The 17,985-nt window shown below is 32.9% G+C and carries 16 protein-coding genes and 1 pseudogene; 14 read left to right on the top strand and 3 right to left on the bottom strand.

Annotated features, from left to right (window positions below):
• Positions 1 to 15 precede the first annotated feature (15 nt).
• The 4 genes and pseudogenes from K292_RS17985 to K292_RS16910 form a co-directional block, all read left to right on the top strand.
• Complete coding sequence (locus tag K292_RS17985) at positions 16 to 432, top strand: AAA family ATPase (RefSeq protein WP_084145979.1); 417 nt, start codon at positions 16 to 18, stop codon at positions 430 to 432.
• 153 nt (positions 433 to 585) lie between these two features.
• Complete coding sequence (locus K292_RS19580) at positions 586 to 816, top strand: RloB family protein (protein ID WP_245570863.1); 231 nt, start codon at positions 586 to 588, stop codon at positions 814 to 816.
• A gap of 220 nt (positions 817 to 1,036) precedes the next feature.
• Positions 1,037 to 1,219 (top strand): hypothetical protein, encoded by a 183-nt coding sequence (locus K292_RS18710; protein ID WP_027399872.1) that lies wholly within the window; start codon positions 1,037 to 1,039, stop codon positions 1,217 to 1,219.
• A 251-nt stretch (positions 1,220 to 1,470) separates the two neighbouring features.
• Positions 1,471 to 1,638 (top strand): annotated as a pseudogene (locus tag K292_RS16910) (transposase); the annotation flags it as partial.
• Between the two features lie 10 nt (positions 1,639 to 1,648).
• Here the strand turns inward: K292_RS16910 and K292_RS0110955 are convergent.
• Both K292_RS0110955 and K292_RS0110950 read right to left on the bottom strand, forming a co-directional pair.
• Positions 1,649 to 3,064 carry a DHA2 family efflux MFS transporter permease subunit gene (locus tag K292_RS0110955; RefSeq protein WP_027399871.1) on the bottom strand — a complete coding sequence of 472 codons (1,416 nt, stop codon included), beginning with the start codon at positions 3,062 to 3,064 and terminating at the stop codon, positions 1,649 to 1,651.
• Between the two features lie 58 nt (positions 3,065 to 3,122).
• Positions 3,123 to 3,710: a TetR/AcrR family transcriptional regulator gene (locus tag K292_RS0110950; protein WP_027399870.1), complete on the bottom strand. Its 588-nt coding sequence runs from the start codon at positions 3,708 to 3,710 to the stop codon at positions 3,123 to 3,125.
• 709 nt (positions 3,711 to 4,419) lie between these two features.
• Between K292_RS0110950 and K292_RS0110945 the strand changes: the two genes are divergently transcribed.
• The 6 genes from K292_RS0110945 (at position 4,420) to K292_RS19135 (ending at position 7,810) form a co-directional block, all read left to right on the top strand.
• Positions 4,420 to 5,469, top strand: coding sequence for a Fic family protein (locus K292_RS0110945; protein ID WP_245570859.1), 1,050 nt, complete (start codon positions 4,420 to 4,422; stop codon positions 5,467 to 5,469).
• Positions 5,470 to 5,677: 208 nt separating this feature from the next.
• Positions 5,678 to 5,833, top strand: a complete 156-nt coding sequence (locus K292_RS18705) for a hypothetical protein (RefSeq protein WP_156900530.1) — start codon at positions 5,678 to 5,680, stop codon at positions 5,831 to 5,833.
• Positions 5,834 to 6,035: 202 nt separating this feature from the next.
• A complete protein-coding gene (locus tag K292_RS0110940; protein ID WP_027399868.1) occupies positions 6,036 to 6,461 on the top strand; it encodes a staygreen family protein in 426 nt (141 codons plus the stop codon).
• A 148-nt stretch (positions 6,462 to 6,609) separates the two neighbouring features.
• Complete coding sequence (locus K292_RS19400) at positions 6,610 to 6,786, top strand: hypothetical protein (protein ID WP_169515457.1); 177 nt, start codon at positions 6,610 to 6,612, stop codon at positions 6,784 to 6,786.
• A 214-nt stretch (positions 6,787 to 7,000) separates the two neighbouring features.
• A complete protein-coding gene (locus tag K292_RS19140) occupies positions 7,001 to 7,396 on the top strand; it encodes a serine hydrolase (protein WP_245570858.1) in 396 nt (131 codons plus the stop codon).
• 12 nt (positions 7,397 to 7,408) lie between these two features.
• The gene (locus K292_RS19135) at positions 7,409 to 7,810 is read left to right on the top strand and encodes a serine hydrolase domain-containing protein (RefSeq protein ID WP_245570857.1); all 402 of its coding nucleotides are present in this window, start codon (positions 7,409 to 7,411) and stop codon (positions 7,808 to 7,810) included.
• Positions 7,811 to 8,557: 747 nt separating this feature from the next.
• Here the strand turns inward: K292_RS19135 and K292_RS0110920 are convergent.
• Entirely contained in the window at positions 8,558 to 9,760 is a 1,203-nt protein-coding gene (locus K292_RS0110920) for an IS110 family RNA-guided transposase (protein ID WP_027399867.1), read from the bottom strand.
• 445 nt (positions 9,761 to 10,205) lie between these two features.
• Here K292_RS0110920 and K292_RS17975 point away from each other — a divergent pair, with 445 nt between their 5' ends.
• The 4 genes from K292_RS17975 (at position 10,206) to K292_RS0110900 (ending at position 17,651) form a co-directional block, all read left to right on the top strand.
• The gene (locus K292_RS17975) at positions 10,206 to 10,907 is read left to right on the top strand and encodes a hypothetical protein (protein WP_027399866.1); all 702 of its coding nucleotides are present in this window, start codon (positions 10,206 to 10,208) and stop codon (positions 10,905 to 10,907) included.
• The gene (locus K292_RS0110910) at positions 10,907 to 12,538 is read left to right on the top strand and encodes an ORC-CDC6 family AAA ATPase (protein WP_027399865.1); all 1,632 of its coding nucleotides are present in this window, start codon (positions 10,907 to 10,909) and stop codon (positions 12,536 to 12,538) included. The genes K292_RS17975 and K292_RS0110910 overlap by 1 nt, the downstream gene beginning before the upstream one ends.
• A gap of 509 nt (positions 12,539 to 13,047) precedes the next feature.
• On the top strand, positions 13,048 to 13,170 hold the full coding sequence (locus K292_RS19335) for a hypothetical protein (RefSeq protein ID WP_281168551.1): 123 nt from the start codon (positions 13,048 to 13,050) through the stop codon (positions 13,168 to 13,170).
• Positions 13,171 to 13,310: 140 nt separating this feature from the next.
• Complete coding sequence (locus tag K292_RS0110900; protein ID WP_027399864.1) at positions 13,311 to 17,651, top strand: metallophosphoesterase; 4,341 nt, start codon at positions 13,311 to 13,313, stop codon at positions 17,649 to 17,651.
• The last annotated feature ends 334 nt before the right edge of the window (positions 17,652 to 17,985 follow it).

The raw sequence follows: 17,985 nt of genomic DNA, 5'->3' as shown, positions 1-17,985 counted from the left end.
TAGACTCAAGAAGTACTGCTTGAAGAAGAATCCAGTGGAACAAGAAAACTTTTTGGAAGCTTAGCAGAGATTATAGATTGTTTACAAAGTGGGAATTTAATGGTGGCAGATGAGCTGGATGCAAAACTACATCCGAAGCTTTTGAGATATATCATAGAACTGTTCACAAATCCTAAAGTCAATAAACATGGTGCGCAGTTGTTGTTAACTTCCCATGATATGACGACTATGATTCCTGCTGTATATCGACGTGATGAGATTTGGTTTTGTGCATTGAATTCTTCTAATGCTTCAACCATATATTCTCTGATTGCTTTTAAAAAAGAAAATGGAAAGTCACCAAGAAAAGATGAATCTTATGGCAAGCAATATATAGAAGGACGTTACGGAGCAGATCCCTATCTAAGACGGATTTTGGATTGGGAGGTTTGAGATGAGTAAAAAACCACTAAAAGCAAGTAATCAGAAAAAATTAAATGGTATGATGGAAAAGAAGAAAAAGAAGTTTGAAAATTTGTATGAAATACAAGAAGTCTATTAGAATATGCTCGAAAACAAGTAAAAAAGGATTTACCGCAAGCCTCTATTGCATGGCTCATGTATGACAAAGATGATTTTCCTCTTGATAATTTTGATAACACTCAGTACAGTGCAGAAGGTAGAAATGTTGAGAGGGTATATAAAGTTGCACGGTCAAACGAGTGCATAGAGCTGTGGTTCATCCTACATTTTCAAGATTTAAATTCCAATGTGGGGAGAGAACGGTATAATGAGATATTAAACAATTATAAAAGAGCATACCCAAGAGACTATTAGAAGAGCAAAGAGACAGTATGAAGAATATAATAACTCGCCTCCCTCACAATGTTGCCCTGCAACTCGGGTGTATGAATTAGTAGAAGAACTTCAAAAATATTTATAAGAAAAAAGCGCGATTGAATGAAAAAGTTTAGTCGTGTTTTTTTATTTAGAGCGTCTAGCGAAGCTGGGATAATAAAGGTAAAAAGGCCGGATTATAATACTCTTGGTGCATTATTTGCATATTGAAAAAGGTCTAAAAGAAAAAGACACTATTAATAAAACCTTAGAATTATTAAATATTGCCAGAAAGAATAATTTCATGACTATTCATGCACCATTGGTATATAAAAACAATTATTTAGAGATAAATGATCGCAGGGAGGGGCTGGTTAAGGCAGTAAAAAAGAATGAGAGATAAACAAGCAAAAAATAATAGAGCATTTAGTACTATAAATCAGGAAATTTCATCTGCTCAGGGAGGAGACTCTTCGTACCGGTGGCATTATTTTATTAAATGCAAAAGATGAATCTGAAATGAAGCAAATTATATCAAAAGACCCATTTAACGTAAACAAGATAGCTAACTATAAAATCACTGAATTTTATCCAACAAAATATTCTTCTGATTTTAAATGCTTCATTGACTAGAAAGTAGACATCATAACGTTGTTATGTAAATGCAAAGGAGTAATAATAGAAGGACATATGATGCCAGATCATATTCATCTTTTAGTAAACATATCACCGAAAGTAAGTGTTTCCAGTTTCATGAGATATCTCATAGGGAAAAGCGCGTTGATGATGTTTGATAAACATACAAATTTTAAATACAAATTCTTATAAAGAGCTATGTTTTTTTTGCATCTTCCGCCTTATGCCTTAATGTAAAAGAAAATATGAACGCAATTGCAATAATAATAGCAGCGATGGTTATGGAATAACTGAAACCGCTATATAGCGCTTGAATTTTCGTTTCAGGTTCATTCGGCGAAGTTGAGTATTTGAGATAATTATTTTGACCTGTAGTCATTAGTCCCACAAATAAAGGTGTACCAAGCGCAGAGCCTAACTGAATAAAAGTATTGATAATTGCTACTCCATGTGTTTGGCTTTCCGCTTCCAACTGATTTAGAGCATTTGACTGATCAGGTGACCAAGCGAGAGATATACCGAAATAAACAAAGGCGTTAATAATGGCAATTGTTATAATGGAAGTAGAGGGCTGAATACGAGACATCATCATCAAGAAAATAAACATGATTAAAAAGCCAAGTGGAATAATTGTTTTACCACCAATTTTGTCATAAATTTTTCCAGAAACAATTGTCATAATACTACATATTAGAACCGCCGGAAACAAGATTAAGGCAGACGTAAGGGAGGATAGATTTAATACGTTCTCAAATAACATTGGCAAAACAATATTCATTGAAAATTGAACCATTTGCATGATAATAACCAATAGTGCTCCTAATGCAAAATAAGGCTTTCGGAAGGCTCTTATGTCCAGCATAGGTTGCTCTAATAATAATTGCCGTTTGCAGAAAAGGGTCAACGCAAGAATACCTAAAATAAAAATCAGAATGTTTATAACAGTGGAAGCAGAACCTATAATACTTATTCCGTAAACAATAAGAGCAAAGCTGATAGAGGATAATAGGATAGATAAATAATCTATTTTAGGCTTTGTAATTTCTACTGTTTCCTTTAAATAGATAGCACCTCCACTAATACAAATTAGAGCTAGCGGAATCAGTATAATGAAAAGTGCCCGCCAACTGAAAAATTGTAAGACAATACCAGAAACAATTGGGCCGAGTGACGGCCCTACCAGTACGACGCAGGTACATAATCCCATCACGAAACCGTGTTTTTCACGAGGGTTTATTGCCAATGCGGAATTAATCATAATGGGTGCAAGCAGCCCTGTACCGATTGCCTGAATCATTCTTGCCGCTAATAAGATTGAGAAGTTAACAGCAAAAATAGCTAAAATTGTTCCTGCAAAAAAAAATGACATAGCTCCTATATATAGCTTCTTTGTTGTAAAAGTATTTATAAGAAAAGCAGAAGTAGGTACCATGATAGCCACTATTAATACATATCCGGTAGAAAGCCACTGTATTGTTATGGCGCTAACTCCCATTTCTGCCATCAGTTTTGATAATGCGACATTTAAAATTGTTTCGTTAAATAGAGACAAGAAGCCCCCAAAAAGTAGGATCGCCATCATTGCCTTTATATTTGTTTCTTTTACTTTCATAAAAATCACCCTCAATTTAGACCAGTCTATATAATTTAAATAAAAAACATTCTCTTAACTAAGTTTTTATAGCATTATATTGACTAATTATAACACTAATTTGGTCTGCAACTGCGGAAAGGGTTGTAGTATCTTTTTTTGTAATAGAGATGCTAATAGCCCCTTCTATCATTGCTTGAATTACCATTCCCAAATTTTGAGCAGCTTGCAAAGTCATACCGCTTTCCATTAGCTTTGCCGCATAAATATTCTCCAGATTTATAAAGGAATTTTTGCAGGCTTCTCTAAGTGTTTCACTTGATAAGTAGGTTTCTAATGCCAGCAAGCTTAGTGATACATTTTGCAGTTTCCCGTCCTTATCTATGGCGATTTTCATATCCTTTATAACATTTTGTATTGCGAGTATAGGGTCTGAATGAAGACTCAAACTGGCTTTAATTTTGTTTTGTATTATATTACTTGCCAATTCGATTGCAGACAGAGCTAGTTCTTCTTTGCCATTAGGAAAATAATAATACAGAGACCCTTTCGGTGCTTGGCTTTCTCTCAATATTTCATTCAGGCCGGTTGCGTGATATCCTTGTAACTGAAAAAGTCTTGATGCAGCTTCAATCATTTTCTCCCGTGAATCAGTCTTATTATTCATTAATAACCTCCCTTGCCTTACTATAACAACTGGTCTATATATCATAGCATAAGATAGAATAATAATCAAGACGAAGTTAAAATACATGTTGGCAGTATTTGTTTATATCCACCAGGCATATAGTATTATAAGAAGATTTTGTAATTATAGAAAGCAGCTCCTGTTTAGCTTTAAGAAACTGACTAAACAGGAAGCTTATAGCGTAGGGAAGAACGGAAATAAAGAAAAATATCAGAACAGACACACGACCGTGAATATGTAGATATAGGAATGTGGGACAGTGAATCATAGATGATGATGAGATTCGGTACGCAGTGCTACCGAATTGTTTGATGATTGGTCACGCATTGCGTGACTTTTTCAAAAGAAAATGATCAAAACAATGTTTTGCTTCAAAAGTTTTGAAAACGGTTCGGCTAATAAGTTTGACTTTTATTGGGAAATCTACTCGCTGCGTAGCCAATATTATAGTGAGTGGGTCATTTGAATATTACAAGAGATTTTAAAAATGACATAATTTTCTTTAAATCTGAAGGAATATTGTGTCAAAATCCAAAATGTACGATAAAAAAATCGATAAAATATCTATATATCTCAATAAAGGTTAATATTTTATGTTTTTTACCCATATCAAATTGACATAGGTAAAAAGTGGCGATATAATACCTATGTAATGGAGGTGTATATAATGAGTGAGCATAAATTACCTATGTTGCCGCCGAATGCTGAGTTGGAAACAAAAACAGTACTAAAACAGCTGGCAAGAGCCAATCGTGCATTGGCTGAATTAAAAGGTTATGCGGATACCATTCCGAATAAACATATTTTGATAAACGCGATTATGATTAATGAAGCTAAGGATAGTTCTGCAATTGAAAACATTATAACAACTCATGATGACCTATATAAAGCGATGAGTGATGCAAGCGGTGCAAGTCCTGCTGCAAAGGAAGTTGTCAGCTACAGAACTGCATTGTGGCAAGGGTATGAGCTGGTTAAGTCTAATGAGATGCTAACAACCAATATGATTGTGGAAATTCAAGGTATTATAGAAAAAAATCGTGCAGGAATAAGAAAGTTGCCCGGCACTGTTCTTCGAAATGAACGAACAGGGGAAACTGTTTATACACCACCTGCGGGGGAAACTGAAATCAGAGAGCTTTTAAGTAATCTCGAAAAATATATCAATGAAGACTATAATGACATTGATCCATTGATAAAGCTAGCGGTCATCCATTATCAATTTGAAAGTATCCATCCCTTTTATGATGGTAATGGGAGGACCGGCAGAATCATCAATGTGCTTTATTTAGTTTTAATGGAATTGCTTGATAGTCCAATCCTCTATTTAAGTAAGTATATAATCAGAAACAAGTCAGCATATTATAGTCTTTTTCAGGAAGTACGAACCCATGCAAATTGGGAGGAATGGATTGTCTATATTCTTACAGGTATTGAAGAAACAGCAGAAGAAACATTGAGATTGGTAAAAAGGATTAATGCCGAAGTTGAAACCATGAGTACAGAGATTAAAGAGAAACTTCCTAAAATTTATTCGAAGGAATTAATTGATTTACTGTTTTACGAGTTTTATACAAAAACCGTTTATATTGAAAAAGGCTTATCAGTGACAAGAAAGACTGCGGTGAATTATCTTTCTTCTCTTGAAAAAGAGGGTTTTCTCACTTCTGAAAAAATCGGCAAAGAGCGAATTTATCAAAACAAGAGATTGTACGATTTGGTTAAGTATGGACAATAAGCGGATGCAAATTGCTTCCATTAATTGAAATAAATTGACGGCTTATAATCTGTGGTAAATCAATGGAATGATTAAAAAGTGACTCTTTTGTTTGCAACCAACGGCAGAAAGTATTTAAAGCAATTATAGACAAAATCAGGCATATGGTTTTTGGACGTGCGTTAACCATCCAACATCCCGAAAGCCCAGCAAGGCTGGATGAGTCCTGATGGTATCATGGAGCAATACGGTGGAACTTGTGAACGAATCGAAGAGAAGCGGTAACTTAGGAGTATATTCTGCCAAGGAATCACCAGCTTCCTATGATATCATTATTGCCAGTTCAAGGCATACGGAGTGTGTTTGTTTGTTGGAGAAGAAATAATTTAATAGATCATCACAGAAGATGTGATTTGAGAGTGAATTTGGGGGCAAATACCGAGCTTGAGAATGCGCGGGTTTTGTCCCTTTCATATAGGGCAAAACATAGATAACATGCCGAAAAAGTTTGTTTAAAATAACTGTACTAACACTTTTTTCACTCTTTGAATAGAATATAAGTGATTATATTGAAGAAGGTTTGCAAAGTGAGAGAACTTAATCCTCAAAAAGTATTTGTGCAATATCGGGATATAATGGAACCACATAAGCCTGTTATGGGTAGAAAATATACTATTACCCATTCGGATACAACCGCGGAGCTATTTGTGTTTGTGGCCGAAAATTATGCTGAAGATCAAATTACAAGAATGCGTGACGAGGTAAAAGTTTCATGGGAAGAAAATAAAAAAGGGCTTACTTTAATTGGCTCGGTGATTGTGGATGGTAAAGGTGTAATAGGAAATGCTTATATTAGAAATAAAATTTTCTATAATGAAATGCCTACAGCACTTCAAGCCTTACGCCAAGCTGACAGATTTTTGTTTGACAAAGAGCCTAATCTTGATAACACACCAGTTTTTATTCACTTTATCTCAAGTAATCCTGCATATGACAAGACATATTATTTTTGAATTATTGGTATCTATAAGTAAATGGCAAGGATTAAAATACTGGCTTAGACTACGATTAAGGTGGATCAAGGTTCTGTAGGATATCTGCTCTGGCAAAACAAGCCTGACACGATGTAATGCCCAAACCCTTCAGAAGGAAATAAAATCAATGTGTTGTACGACGGGACAAGCTATGTTGAAGTTTCCACCCGCACCAACGAAAAGCAAAGTGAAGAGCTACACTAATAGCTGTATCAGTGATTATTTAGCCTGTCATATCTTTGATGATGATATGTGGTTCAGAGGAGATAAAGTAGGGTTCGACGACAACATATTGTATTTCTGAAGGGAGAAACGTTATACCAATGGAAAAATAAATATACGTTCGACGACAACATATTGTATTTCTGAAGGGAAAATGGGGTAAAAATTAGACGAAAATATGACTATTTTTGCTCTTTTTATTTAAATGTACGGAAATATAGATGATATATCTAATTGTACCGAACAACCTTTGAAATTGATACAAGTCTTTTCATGGACAGATGTGGATTGCTGTTTTGATTGGTTTAGCCATAGATAATGGATTTATCAAAAGTATAGACCAGAAAGTATTGGAAATTTTCCCGGATTACACTGTTAAAATAGGTGAAAAAACAATACAGGGCATTACGATTAAAAATCTGCTTACCATGACTGCCCCATATAAATATAAGACGGAACCATACGACAAGTTCTTCACAAGCTCCAACCCGATTCAAGATGCCCTCGATTTATTAGGTGGGGATGAAGCCATTGGAGAATTTAATTATTCCGCCATCGGAGGAACTCACATTTTGTCAGGTATCCTTGTAAGGGCAACAGGACAGTCCATACTTGATTTCGCTATTGAACCTTTATTCTCGCCACTGAGAATCAATGCTGCTCATAAACTGGTGATACGTAATAAACAATAGTATATTGCTGTTATGAATGATAAAAATACTAGTGGATGGGTTGTTGACCCACAAGGGATAAACACGGCAAGTTGGGGTCTTTTCTTGAAGCCTGCGGATATGGCTAAAATAGGTCAATTGTACCTAAATGGTGGAATGTGGGATGGTAAACAAATTGTATCGGCTGGGTGGATAACTGATAGCACAAGGGAACATAGTCGTTGCGCCCAATGGGGCAATCTTGCCTATGGATATCTTTGGTGGATTATTGATGGAGATAGCTATGCGGCTTTGGGAGATGGTGGGAATGTAATTTACGTCAATGTAAAGAAAACAATGGTCGTTTCTATAGCTTATCTCTTTATGCCGGATGCTAAGGATAGGATAAAACTTATTAAAGATTATCTTGAACCAATGTTTGAAAATTGTATATAGTGAATCCATATTTATTGGGGGGATTATGATCAAAATCTTAATATGCAACGAGTTATACAAAATTCCTAGTGTAAATGTAGGGGTTATTTTCATAGCGGAGAAAATAAAATAATTGTATCTATTGAAACCATATACCATACTTGGATAGTAGCAACTACTATGCCGCCAAGGAACCAATAGGCCTTCATGACATCATTATTGCCTGTTCACGGCACGTTGAAGCGATAATAATGATGGCGTATTGTGGTGATAAGGCTGAAAATGAGGTTTGAACCACAACATATTGTGGCTTTGGAGTGGTTTTTAAGCTTTAAAATGGGCAAAAAAGTGCCGCTTTTGAGCCTTAAAAATGATGAAAATATAGATGACATAGTGTGTTTTTACAAAATAGAGTGATATAAGAGGTTAAGTCGGGGTCATAAAATGACACTTCGGCTTAACCTTTTTTAATATATATGGAAATATTATGCAGATGCATGTATAATAAAGTAAAAGGTATAAGGAACGATTGACTCAATTTTTTGCACTTTTAAAACCCGTATTGCTTATATAAGTTTAACTTAGGCAGTCTGGATTTACAAATTGTTTTGTTTTATGATTTATAAATAATAAAGATTCCAGTTTTAGCAATAATCCTGCTAATAAAAGTCAAGATAAAAATGATTTAAAAGTTGGACAAAAATTTGGGCATGACAAAGAAAACCACCTTAGAAACATAAAAGCTGGTCAAAACATAGTTAAAATGCTCTAATTATAAATTTCTTTTACTCTGGCGTAATAGATACGAAGAAATTTATTTAGTGCAGCAATTTTGGCGACTTTTAATGGTTTGCCTTCAGATTCTTTTTTTAGCATAAAGAGATATACAGCAGCATCCTTGGTAGGTTTAACGGTTTTAAGGCATTTCATAATTTCATAACCAGTTTTCCTAAGAGTGGAAGATCCACGCTTTGAAATACTTCGGTTTGTAGAAATATAGTTGCCAGATTGAAATGGTGGAGCATCAAGACCAGCAAATGCTACTAATGCGCTTGCATTACGAAATCGAGAAATATCTCCTATTTCTGCAATAAGACGTGGCGCAAGAATTTCTCCAACTCCAGGCATTGCTAAAACTGTTTCATATTCTTTTAATGTTTTAGATAGCTCTTTCATTTTTGCTAAAATATCAGCGATTGTAGTATCAATGTTGTGAAGAGTTTGAACAGCTTCTAATACTAGAAATTTTGTTGATGATAAACTTGATGATAGTGTTGGAATACTATCATTGGCAAGAATATAGATGTTATGGGCTTTGGCAATACTTCCACGATAATCATTATTTTTGTTCCACTGTAGATAATGATTTGTAAAGGCGGATTCTGACATTTTAGTTATGTTGTCATAATGCCAATACTCTTTAACAAAAGCACATAATTTATCTCTGTTAGGGGTATCTGAACGATTAAAAAACATAGTTTTGATACCAGGCATTGTGCTATCCAAAAGATTAGTCAAAGTTTGCTTTGCATTAATTCTAATTTTTATGTAGTTAAGATATTGACGATTAAGTAGTTTTAGCTCGTTGTATAGAGCTGTAGAAGGAGAATAGTCCTTAAGATTGTGCCAATTATCTAAGCCATAATTAGCAATTTTAACAGAATCTAAAGGATCAGTTTTTCCTCTGCGAAGTGATAAATTAGCATATTTGTGCATTATTAATGGATTGATAACAGAGACAAATACATTATATGACTTTAGAAAGTTTAAGATTGGAAGATGGTAGTTACCAGTGGCTTCCATAACAACTCGAATATCTTCATCACCAATAGAAGATATTAAATTTAGTAGGTGTGACAAAGAACTTTCAGTGTGAATAACTTCAAAGGGTTTATATACAATTTCACCATACAGCTTTAGAAAGCAGACTGTACTTTTACCTTTTGAAACATCGATACCGATACTAATCATAGTGAACCTCCTTTATATTTATATAGGCGACCATCCTTGCTTATTAACACTCACATTGGTTAGTTACACGAAAGCTTAAAAGTTTCAACCTGCTAAATCGAATGCTTATAACAAGAGGATGGCTGACGGATTATTGCTCGGATGCGAAATCCATGGGAAGTTACGTCAGACCATTTCATCCACTTATTATAATAAAAATAAGCACAAGTTTCTAACCTTGTACATGGATTAGATTCTTGTACTTATATAGTACCAATGGGAAGCTAAAGAGATATATATTATACTCAAGTTGTATGAATAATGGTTAAAAGGTATATTAACCACTTAATAAGAAAGAACGAATAATATTTTATCAAACAGAGAAAAGATATATGGCTGTGACTTTAGGGGAAAAAGTTAGTGCGAATAGTTGAATAAATAATTATAAATATAAGGAGAGTAGTTGATGATAGATACTTTGATAGAACAATTTAAAAATGAATTAGATGAAAATATATCTAATGCGTTGATAGAGAACGCTAACAAGTTAAATGAAATTTCATTCAATATAGAAATTATAGAAAGTATTGCATCCGATATTAATAGTGAACCACAAGCTATATTGAAAGAAATAATACATGATTTGATATCTAGTCTATATTCAGGGCTACAGGCCTTATATAGAAATGCCTATATTAGTTTGAGAAGCGGCATAGAATTATCATTAGCGTATATTTTTTTTCTTGATCATAACTACGAATATCTTTTTTGGAAACAAGATGCATATGATGTTCAATGGTCGGTATTAGAAAATAAAGAAACGGGAGTGTTGAGTGAAAGATACCTTTCCATGTTTAGTAACGATAAGTTCGATTTGCTATTTGAACGTTGTAGAGAAATATATAGGAATTGTTCCCAATTTGTGCATGGCAAATATGAATATATGCATACCGTAAAACATCAAAGTATAAAATATGATAAGCAAACGTTTGAAAAATATTTGGACATGCTACAGAAAATCACAAATGTCATTATCGCATTGTTGTTGATAAGATATAGCAGAGTACAATTAAATATTGATGAAACATATAGGGCAGAAATAGAAGAAAATTTAAAAAAGCTGCAATTAACAGATACTTTGGAAAAGATAAAGGAGTGTTGGAAATAATGGAGAACTTTACATTAAGAACAGAAGATTTAACTTTAGATGAGATAGCTGAAATATATGTTGATACAAAACTGGATAGAGAGAATATTGATTTTTTGAAGAGCAATGCCGCAGGATTATTAATAGGAAGCCGTGGAACTGGAAAAACGATGTTATTAAGGATGGCTGAGAAAGAGCTAATAAATGAATTTGAAACTAATCGTATTTTGCCAATCTTCGTTAGCTTTTCATCTGCAGCGTTAGTTGGTAATAAGGATGAACTTTTTAAGAAATGGATGTTATCAAAAATTTTATTTGCATTTCAAGGGCAATTGAAAAAAATGGGGTTATTAAAAACAAAAAATATTTTTTCGCTACTTATTGGAGTGGATAACGAAGAAACAGATAAGTTAGCAATAAAAATAAATAATTTAATAAAAGAACTGGAGAAATCATGGAAAGGTGTAAATGAGGTTGAGAATGAATCAACACCATTTGTAGAGGATATAGATTATTTCAAAGAATTAGTAAATACAGTTTGTGAAAATTTGCAATTAAGGCACATAATATTTTTATTTGATGAAGCATGCCATAATTTTCTTCCAAAACAGCAAAGAGAGTTTTTTACATTATTTAGGGATTTACGCGCGTCAAAAATATGCTGTAAAGCTGCAGTATATCCAGGAATAACCTCGTATGGTACATTTGAGGTTTTTCATGATTCAATTGTTAAAAGGGTGGAAAAAGATATATTAGCAGAAGATTATGTTGAAAAGATGAGAGATATTATCGAGAGACAAATTAATCAAAGAAGTTATAATATTCTAATCCAGCAAGGAGAATTGCTAAATTCTTTGATTTATGCATCAACAGGAAATCCACGTATTTTATTAAAAAGCATTTATGAAGCAAGTGAAAAACTAACTTCATTTAAAAAAGCAAATATTAATGCCACCATAAAAGATTTTTATCGAAACCAAATGTGGAATGAATACACAAAACTGGGAGGAAAATTTGCTGAATATAAAGAAATAATTGATTGGGGAAGAAATTTTATTGAAGATAAGGTTTTAACAGAAACATACAAGAAGAATAATAGATCTGAAAATGAAGAAGATTATGGAAAGCAAACAATATATTTTATTGTACATAAGGATGCACCAGAATTAGTAAAAAAAGCAATAAGCATTTTGGAGTACTCAGGAATCGTAATGTTACATACAGAAGGTTATAAAATAAGGGGGGCAGTTTATAATAGATATCAAATAAACATGGGGATTGTAGCAACGAGCGGATCAGAGTCTGATTTGGCTGCATATATAAATAAATTAAGAAGTGGTTTATCAATTAAAGTTGTTACCGAGTTCGGAGCCAATTCAATTGCTTTTAAGGATTTGGAAAGCATAAGAAATAATATAAAATTGGATGAAACTGCAATAGATTTACAAACTTTATTAGAAAAAAATGTTGATATTTTAGATATATATGAATATCAAAAAGTAGAGATAAAAAAAGAAGGATTTTGCAAGTTATATGATATTTTAGATGCATCAGAAGATGATTTACAAAGGGCACGTTTGATTGGTCCGGTTAGAGCAAGAAACATATTAAATTTATCTATGCACGCTTTGTTAGAGTATATTGTTGGATAAAAAGTGTATCTAATTTGGCAATACCTTATTTTTAGATTGAGTCATAAAAATAGAAATATGGAAATAAGGTGATGGCAAAATGACATATGGATAGTTTGGAAAATAAAAATTTGCAGTATAACAGAAAGTTTTACTACTAAACTCAAATATCTTTACGATAGAGTATTTGTAAGGGAAGTGGGGGTTTAGTACTTTTTTCATTTAGTCGTACTTTATCATAAATTTGATGATAGAATTTAGTACTTTTTTGTACAATCTATGAAGCTTAGATAAATTCTTTTATAAAAATCATTAAACTATGAAATTTAGAATAAGTGCAAATTATTTATTTTGTCCATTTGCATAACCTCTCAATTTAAGTGTAAAAACTTGAAAAAGTTTAAACACAACTTATTATGAAAATTATTATTACATATGGATTAACCAAATACAAGGCACCGGGTTTTTAAGCGCTTACGATATTATTATATGCTGAGGATTTATTAGGTTATGAAAGCAGTTTGGAAGGTATGGAAAAATTCAATGAAAAGAGCGGTATTCCTATTTATTGCATTAAAGATTGTTTTCTTCTTAAAGGAATACTTGATAAAAAGTTTATTATAGGAGTTGGTAGAGGTAGGCTGATGAGCTAAGAGGTGAAGTAAAATATAGTTTAATTATATACTATATATTGGAAATACAACAAAATTTGTTGTATAATTAAAGTTACAGGTTGTAGTAATAATGGGGAATTTTTTTATTGAAATGCTATGAAGATTTAAGGAGAAATAGTATGAAGTTGTTGATTATATCTGATTTGCATATTGATGAAAACAATAACTGGGATTTCATCAATAAAATTATAGATAGCATGGCAAATAGAGTTAATAGAAAGCTGTTAGAAAACGATGATCTAATTGTAATTTTATTGGGAGATACTATCAATCGAGGTGGCGTTGGCAATAATGATATTAAGTTTTCTGAAGCTGATAAATTTATTAATAGGCTAAAAGTAGCTTTTACCAATATCAAAATTCTATTTATTCCTGGCAATCATGAAATTGAAAAACACAGTTTTGAACTTTCTGCTTTTAATAGTTTTTGCCAAAGACATAGCTATAAAAAAGAATTTATTTTTACTAGGGAATCATCTGTATTTTCAATTGAAGAAGCTGGAGTCAATTTAGTTTTAGTGGATTCTACATTGACACGAAACCATGATTTAGACGGCAAGATTGATGTTGAAGCATTGAAATCCAAAATGAATTCAGGGAAAAACATTATATTTATGCACCACCCTCCTTGCCAACAAGAAGGCGCTGACAGAAGTATAATAAATGAAAATGAGTTGATTGCAACTCATTCAAACTTTATTTTCTATGGTCATCAACACGGCAATGTAAAAGTGCCCGATTTTTTAAATAACGATACTGACATACATTCGGTCGGAACGCTTTTTAAACAAGAAAAAGGCTGCAGTAATGAATTTTTACTGCTCGATATTGCAGATGGGAGAATCAATTTTGCTTATCGTTATGTTTGGGGGACTACTAATTTTATTGCAAACCTCTTATTCCCTGCAAAAGCAAATGAGGTGTCAGATCATATACCTCTCAGCAAACCGGATAAAAGTGAAACAAAAATAACACGTAGCTTAAAAAGAATGAGTAGCTCTAACAAAAGGAATGATGAAAACTCATTTTGGTACGAATTCATTGGAGAAGATATTGATGAGGTTATCGAAAAACAGAACTTAATACTTTTGCTCGGTGATGCAGGAATAGGAAAGTCATTTGAATTAGCTAATATCTATTGGAGATATGAAAATGATGTTGAATATTTTCCAATATGGGTGAATTTAAGAAATACTGACTATTCAGATGTTATCAAACATGTAAAATTTGTTCAATATAACACCATTGATAGAAAAACTCCATTTTTAATAATGGACGGTCTGGATGAGATGGATGGGGAGAAAATAGCGGAGCTGATAAAGGAACTTGGCTCGGCTACATACGGGAATCCAGAAGCAAAAATCATCTTATCTGCAAGAACAAATTTCAGAGTTAGTATAGATAACAAGTTTGCCGAATACAAGATATTACCGCTAACCGCAGAGCAAATTTCTACAATTGCAATAGATAAAGGCATTGAAAATACAATAGATTTCTTTAAATGTTTGAAGGATACAGGCTGTTTGTCCTTGGCTCAGACGCCATTTTATCTTTTTGATATTATTCGGATATATAAAGGAACAAATTCGTTACCTAAGCGTGAGCTGTTATTAGATATAATGATTTCGTATAGATTTAAAATGGGTGACAAAAAATATCCTTGCGCGTACAAGGAAACACTTATGGCAAATGAATTTGAATTGCGTTCAAAGTTAAAAGAATTAAGCTTTTTAATGCAATCTCTACACATATTTGCTATAACCAATAAAGATTACACACAATATTTTTCGTCTAACATAAGAGATCTTTTCAATAAAACTGGATTAATTGTTTCTAAAGAATTAGAACATTCCTTGGCTTGGGAATTTGATCATAATATTTTTCGCGAGTATTTTGTTGCGGACTACTTGGCTGACATTTCTTTTGATAAGCTATTAGAAATAATAACTTATGATAAAGATAAAAAATTATTTCGCCCATCATGGGCAAATGTTGTATCTTTTTTATTATCTATGCGAAAAGACGATAGCCTAATTAGATGGTTGACCGACAATTCACCTGAAACAATCTATAAATTTGAATCGGATAGAATTGTAGCAGAAGACCGAGATAAAATATTTGTACACTTAATGCGGGATTCTTTTGAAAAAAATATTCCGATCTATGCACTTCATGAGGAAGAAAGACTTGCCAAATTCTTTCACAGCAAATCTGCACTTGCGTTTTTGCTTGAATCAATAAGCAAGCCGATAAACGATACTTCTTCTCTTGGATCAATAAGTATTCTGCGTTACTTTGATAATTTTTACGGCATGGAAACCGAAATCAAAAACGCCATTATTCCATACTTAAACGTCAAACAACCCGATTATATGATTTCTATAGCAGTTAAAGCTTTGATGCAATTATTTAATCAGGATTTGTCAGCTCTCACTCCAGAGTTATTTGATTTGTTAAAAGATGACGAAAGACCTGAGGTTGTCGGGGCACTGTGCAGACTATTCAATAGGGCAAATGTTGCTGATGACTACTCTGAATATCTTTTGAAAATCTTTGATAAGTATGACAAATTACAAGAAAACTACAGCTTTTGGAAGGAATTTTCAACATCTATTAAATCTTTTCAGAACCCGAATAATATTTTACAGTCCATAGCATTACTGTGCACTAATAAATCTCAACGATTTTACAAAAGCAATGAATTTTTTGAAAAGCTTATAATAAAAGCATTTGAAATGAACAAACAGGGGCATAACCTTTTGGATAATCTGGTGGATATTTTTGTTTGTGTTGCAAGTAGGCATGATAGGGGAAAAAGTAAAATAGTTAAGCAATTATTTTGTGATTATAGCTTACTCAGTGTGGCTTTTAGCAAAATTCTAAAGCTTAAAATAGATACTAAAAGAATGATGTTCTCCATAGAAGACATTGTAGAAGAACAATTATTGGATATTTTGATTTTAAGCTATTCTAATGACGAAGTAGATGCCGAAACATACAAATGGTATGCGAGACGTCATTCGAACGATTCTGCCACGTTTAATAAGCTCAACCAAGCTGTTCTTGAAAAAGAAGGCGTTAATATCAAAATTGACAAGGTAGAAGATTGGGAAAGAATACAACGAGAAGGTAATCAAAAGTATTTTGATAGTTTATTTGAGAAACCTAAATTTGCTTTACTGATAAATGAATTGGCAGATTTTTTAAGTGATGATATTATGTGTGGAGAAGGAGATGATTTTTCAAAAGTACCTTACAATCGTGAAGACTTGCAAAACATTCTAATTGCACTTTATAATAATGGAAACAAGAAGTGTGATGTGGCACATTTTTTGGAAGACATTGACTGGGAGGATTTTCAAATTTGCGAAATGTGTCGTATGCTTGAAAATCGAGAGACTTTTACAGTGTCTGCAGTGCAGCAAGAATATCTTGAAACATATTTCCAACAAATTACATCGAAAGTTAATTTTGAAGAAATAAATGATACCACGATTTATTATGCAAGACGCATTATACTGTTACATAGCAGATTTAATTTTGTCATAAGTGATGAAAAGCTACTTGAAATGCTTATGCTTCCATGGTATGTATTTGTATCATCTACTTCCTCAGGCGATTCGGAAACGTTGAATTTTGTTATGCAAAACATTTCTGACAAAAATGAACTAAGAGGAAGAATTCTTTACAATATTAAAAACAAAAACCTAAACCCACTCGCAGCTCAAACACACATTCTTTATTGTGAAAAGGAAGAGTTGCCAGATGGTGTTGATATTGCTGTGGACCTTTTTAAAAACACTTCTGAAGAAGCAAAATGGCACAAAAATAGTGCCGTCGACTATTTGGTGACAGTTAAAGGGGAGAAATTTGTTAGTAATTTAGTTGATGATTCTATAGATGATGACTTTCTAAAGTATCTTATATGTAAAATAAAGAAAGAGAACGATAAGATCGTTGCTCTCATGGTTAAAAGAAATGGCGAATCAGAAAACCAGTTACTTTTTTTACGCGAATTATTGAGAAATAACAATAGATATGCTTTACAAAAGTATTATGAACTTGCAAAAGCGGCTAACGCATTACCTGACTTACTTCCCAAGGGGGATCACATTGAAGAAACTACATTGGCTATTCGAGAAATAAAGGATATTTCGTTGAGTGATTTAATTTGCAATTTGTTTAAGTTATGCTACTCTGAAGGATTCAAAGATAAAGACAGCTTTGGACTTAGAGGAGTACTTGACAACGTTATATGTAATTTTATTCAAGTTGATAAGTATTGTACAAAAGAAATTTTGACTACCCTTATTAATGATTCTTCAAATAATGAGAATATATTATCAAAGTGTTACTGGCACTTAAAAGATATCGACCGGTTAATAGCTGTTTCAAGTGACACGCCTTGGGATATAGGAACAATAATTGCTTTTTTGAACTCACAGAGATCAAAAGATTGAATTGAAATGTTTAAAGCTTATAACAGTTCAAACTTCCCATTATGAATAGAGAATTATCCGATTCTGCGCAAAAAAATGCCTCTGAATTTTAGCAAACTTAGAGGGGCAGGGTTGGATAATTCCATAGCACGAAAACGCGGAGCTATATGTAATTGCTATGGGGATTGTAACTGTTCGTTTCTACACAATTTAAGAATATTATGGGTAAAAATCAAGAAAGCAATATATATACCTATACTAAAATGTTAAAATAGGCATAGCAAAGCTAACCTCGCAAGGAAGCTTGAAAAAATTTATTCGGTTTGCCAAAATGGCGGTGAAAGTCCACTTTTGA

The sequence above is a fragment of the Anaerovorax odorimutans DSM 5092 genome, assembly GCF_000426305.1.
Taxonomy (GTDB): domain Bacteria; phylum Bacillota; class Clostridia; order Peptostreptococcales; family Anaerovoracaceae; genus Anaerovorax; species Anaerovorax odorimutans.
Note: the sequence above shows the minus strand (reverse complement) of the source record. Positions and strands in the feature narration are given on the sequence as shown.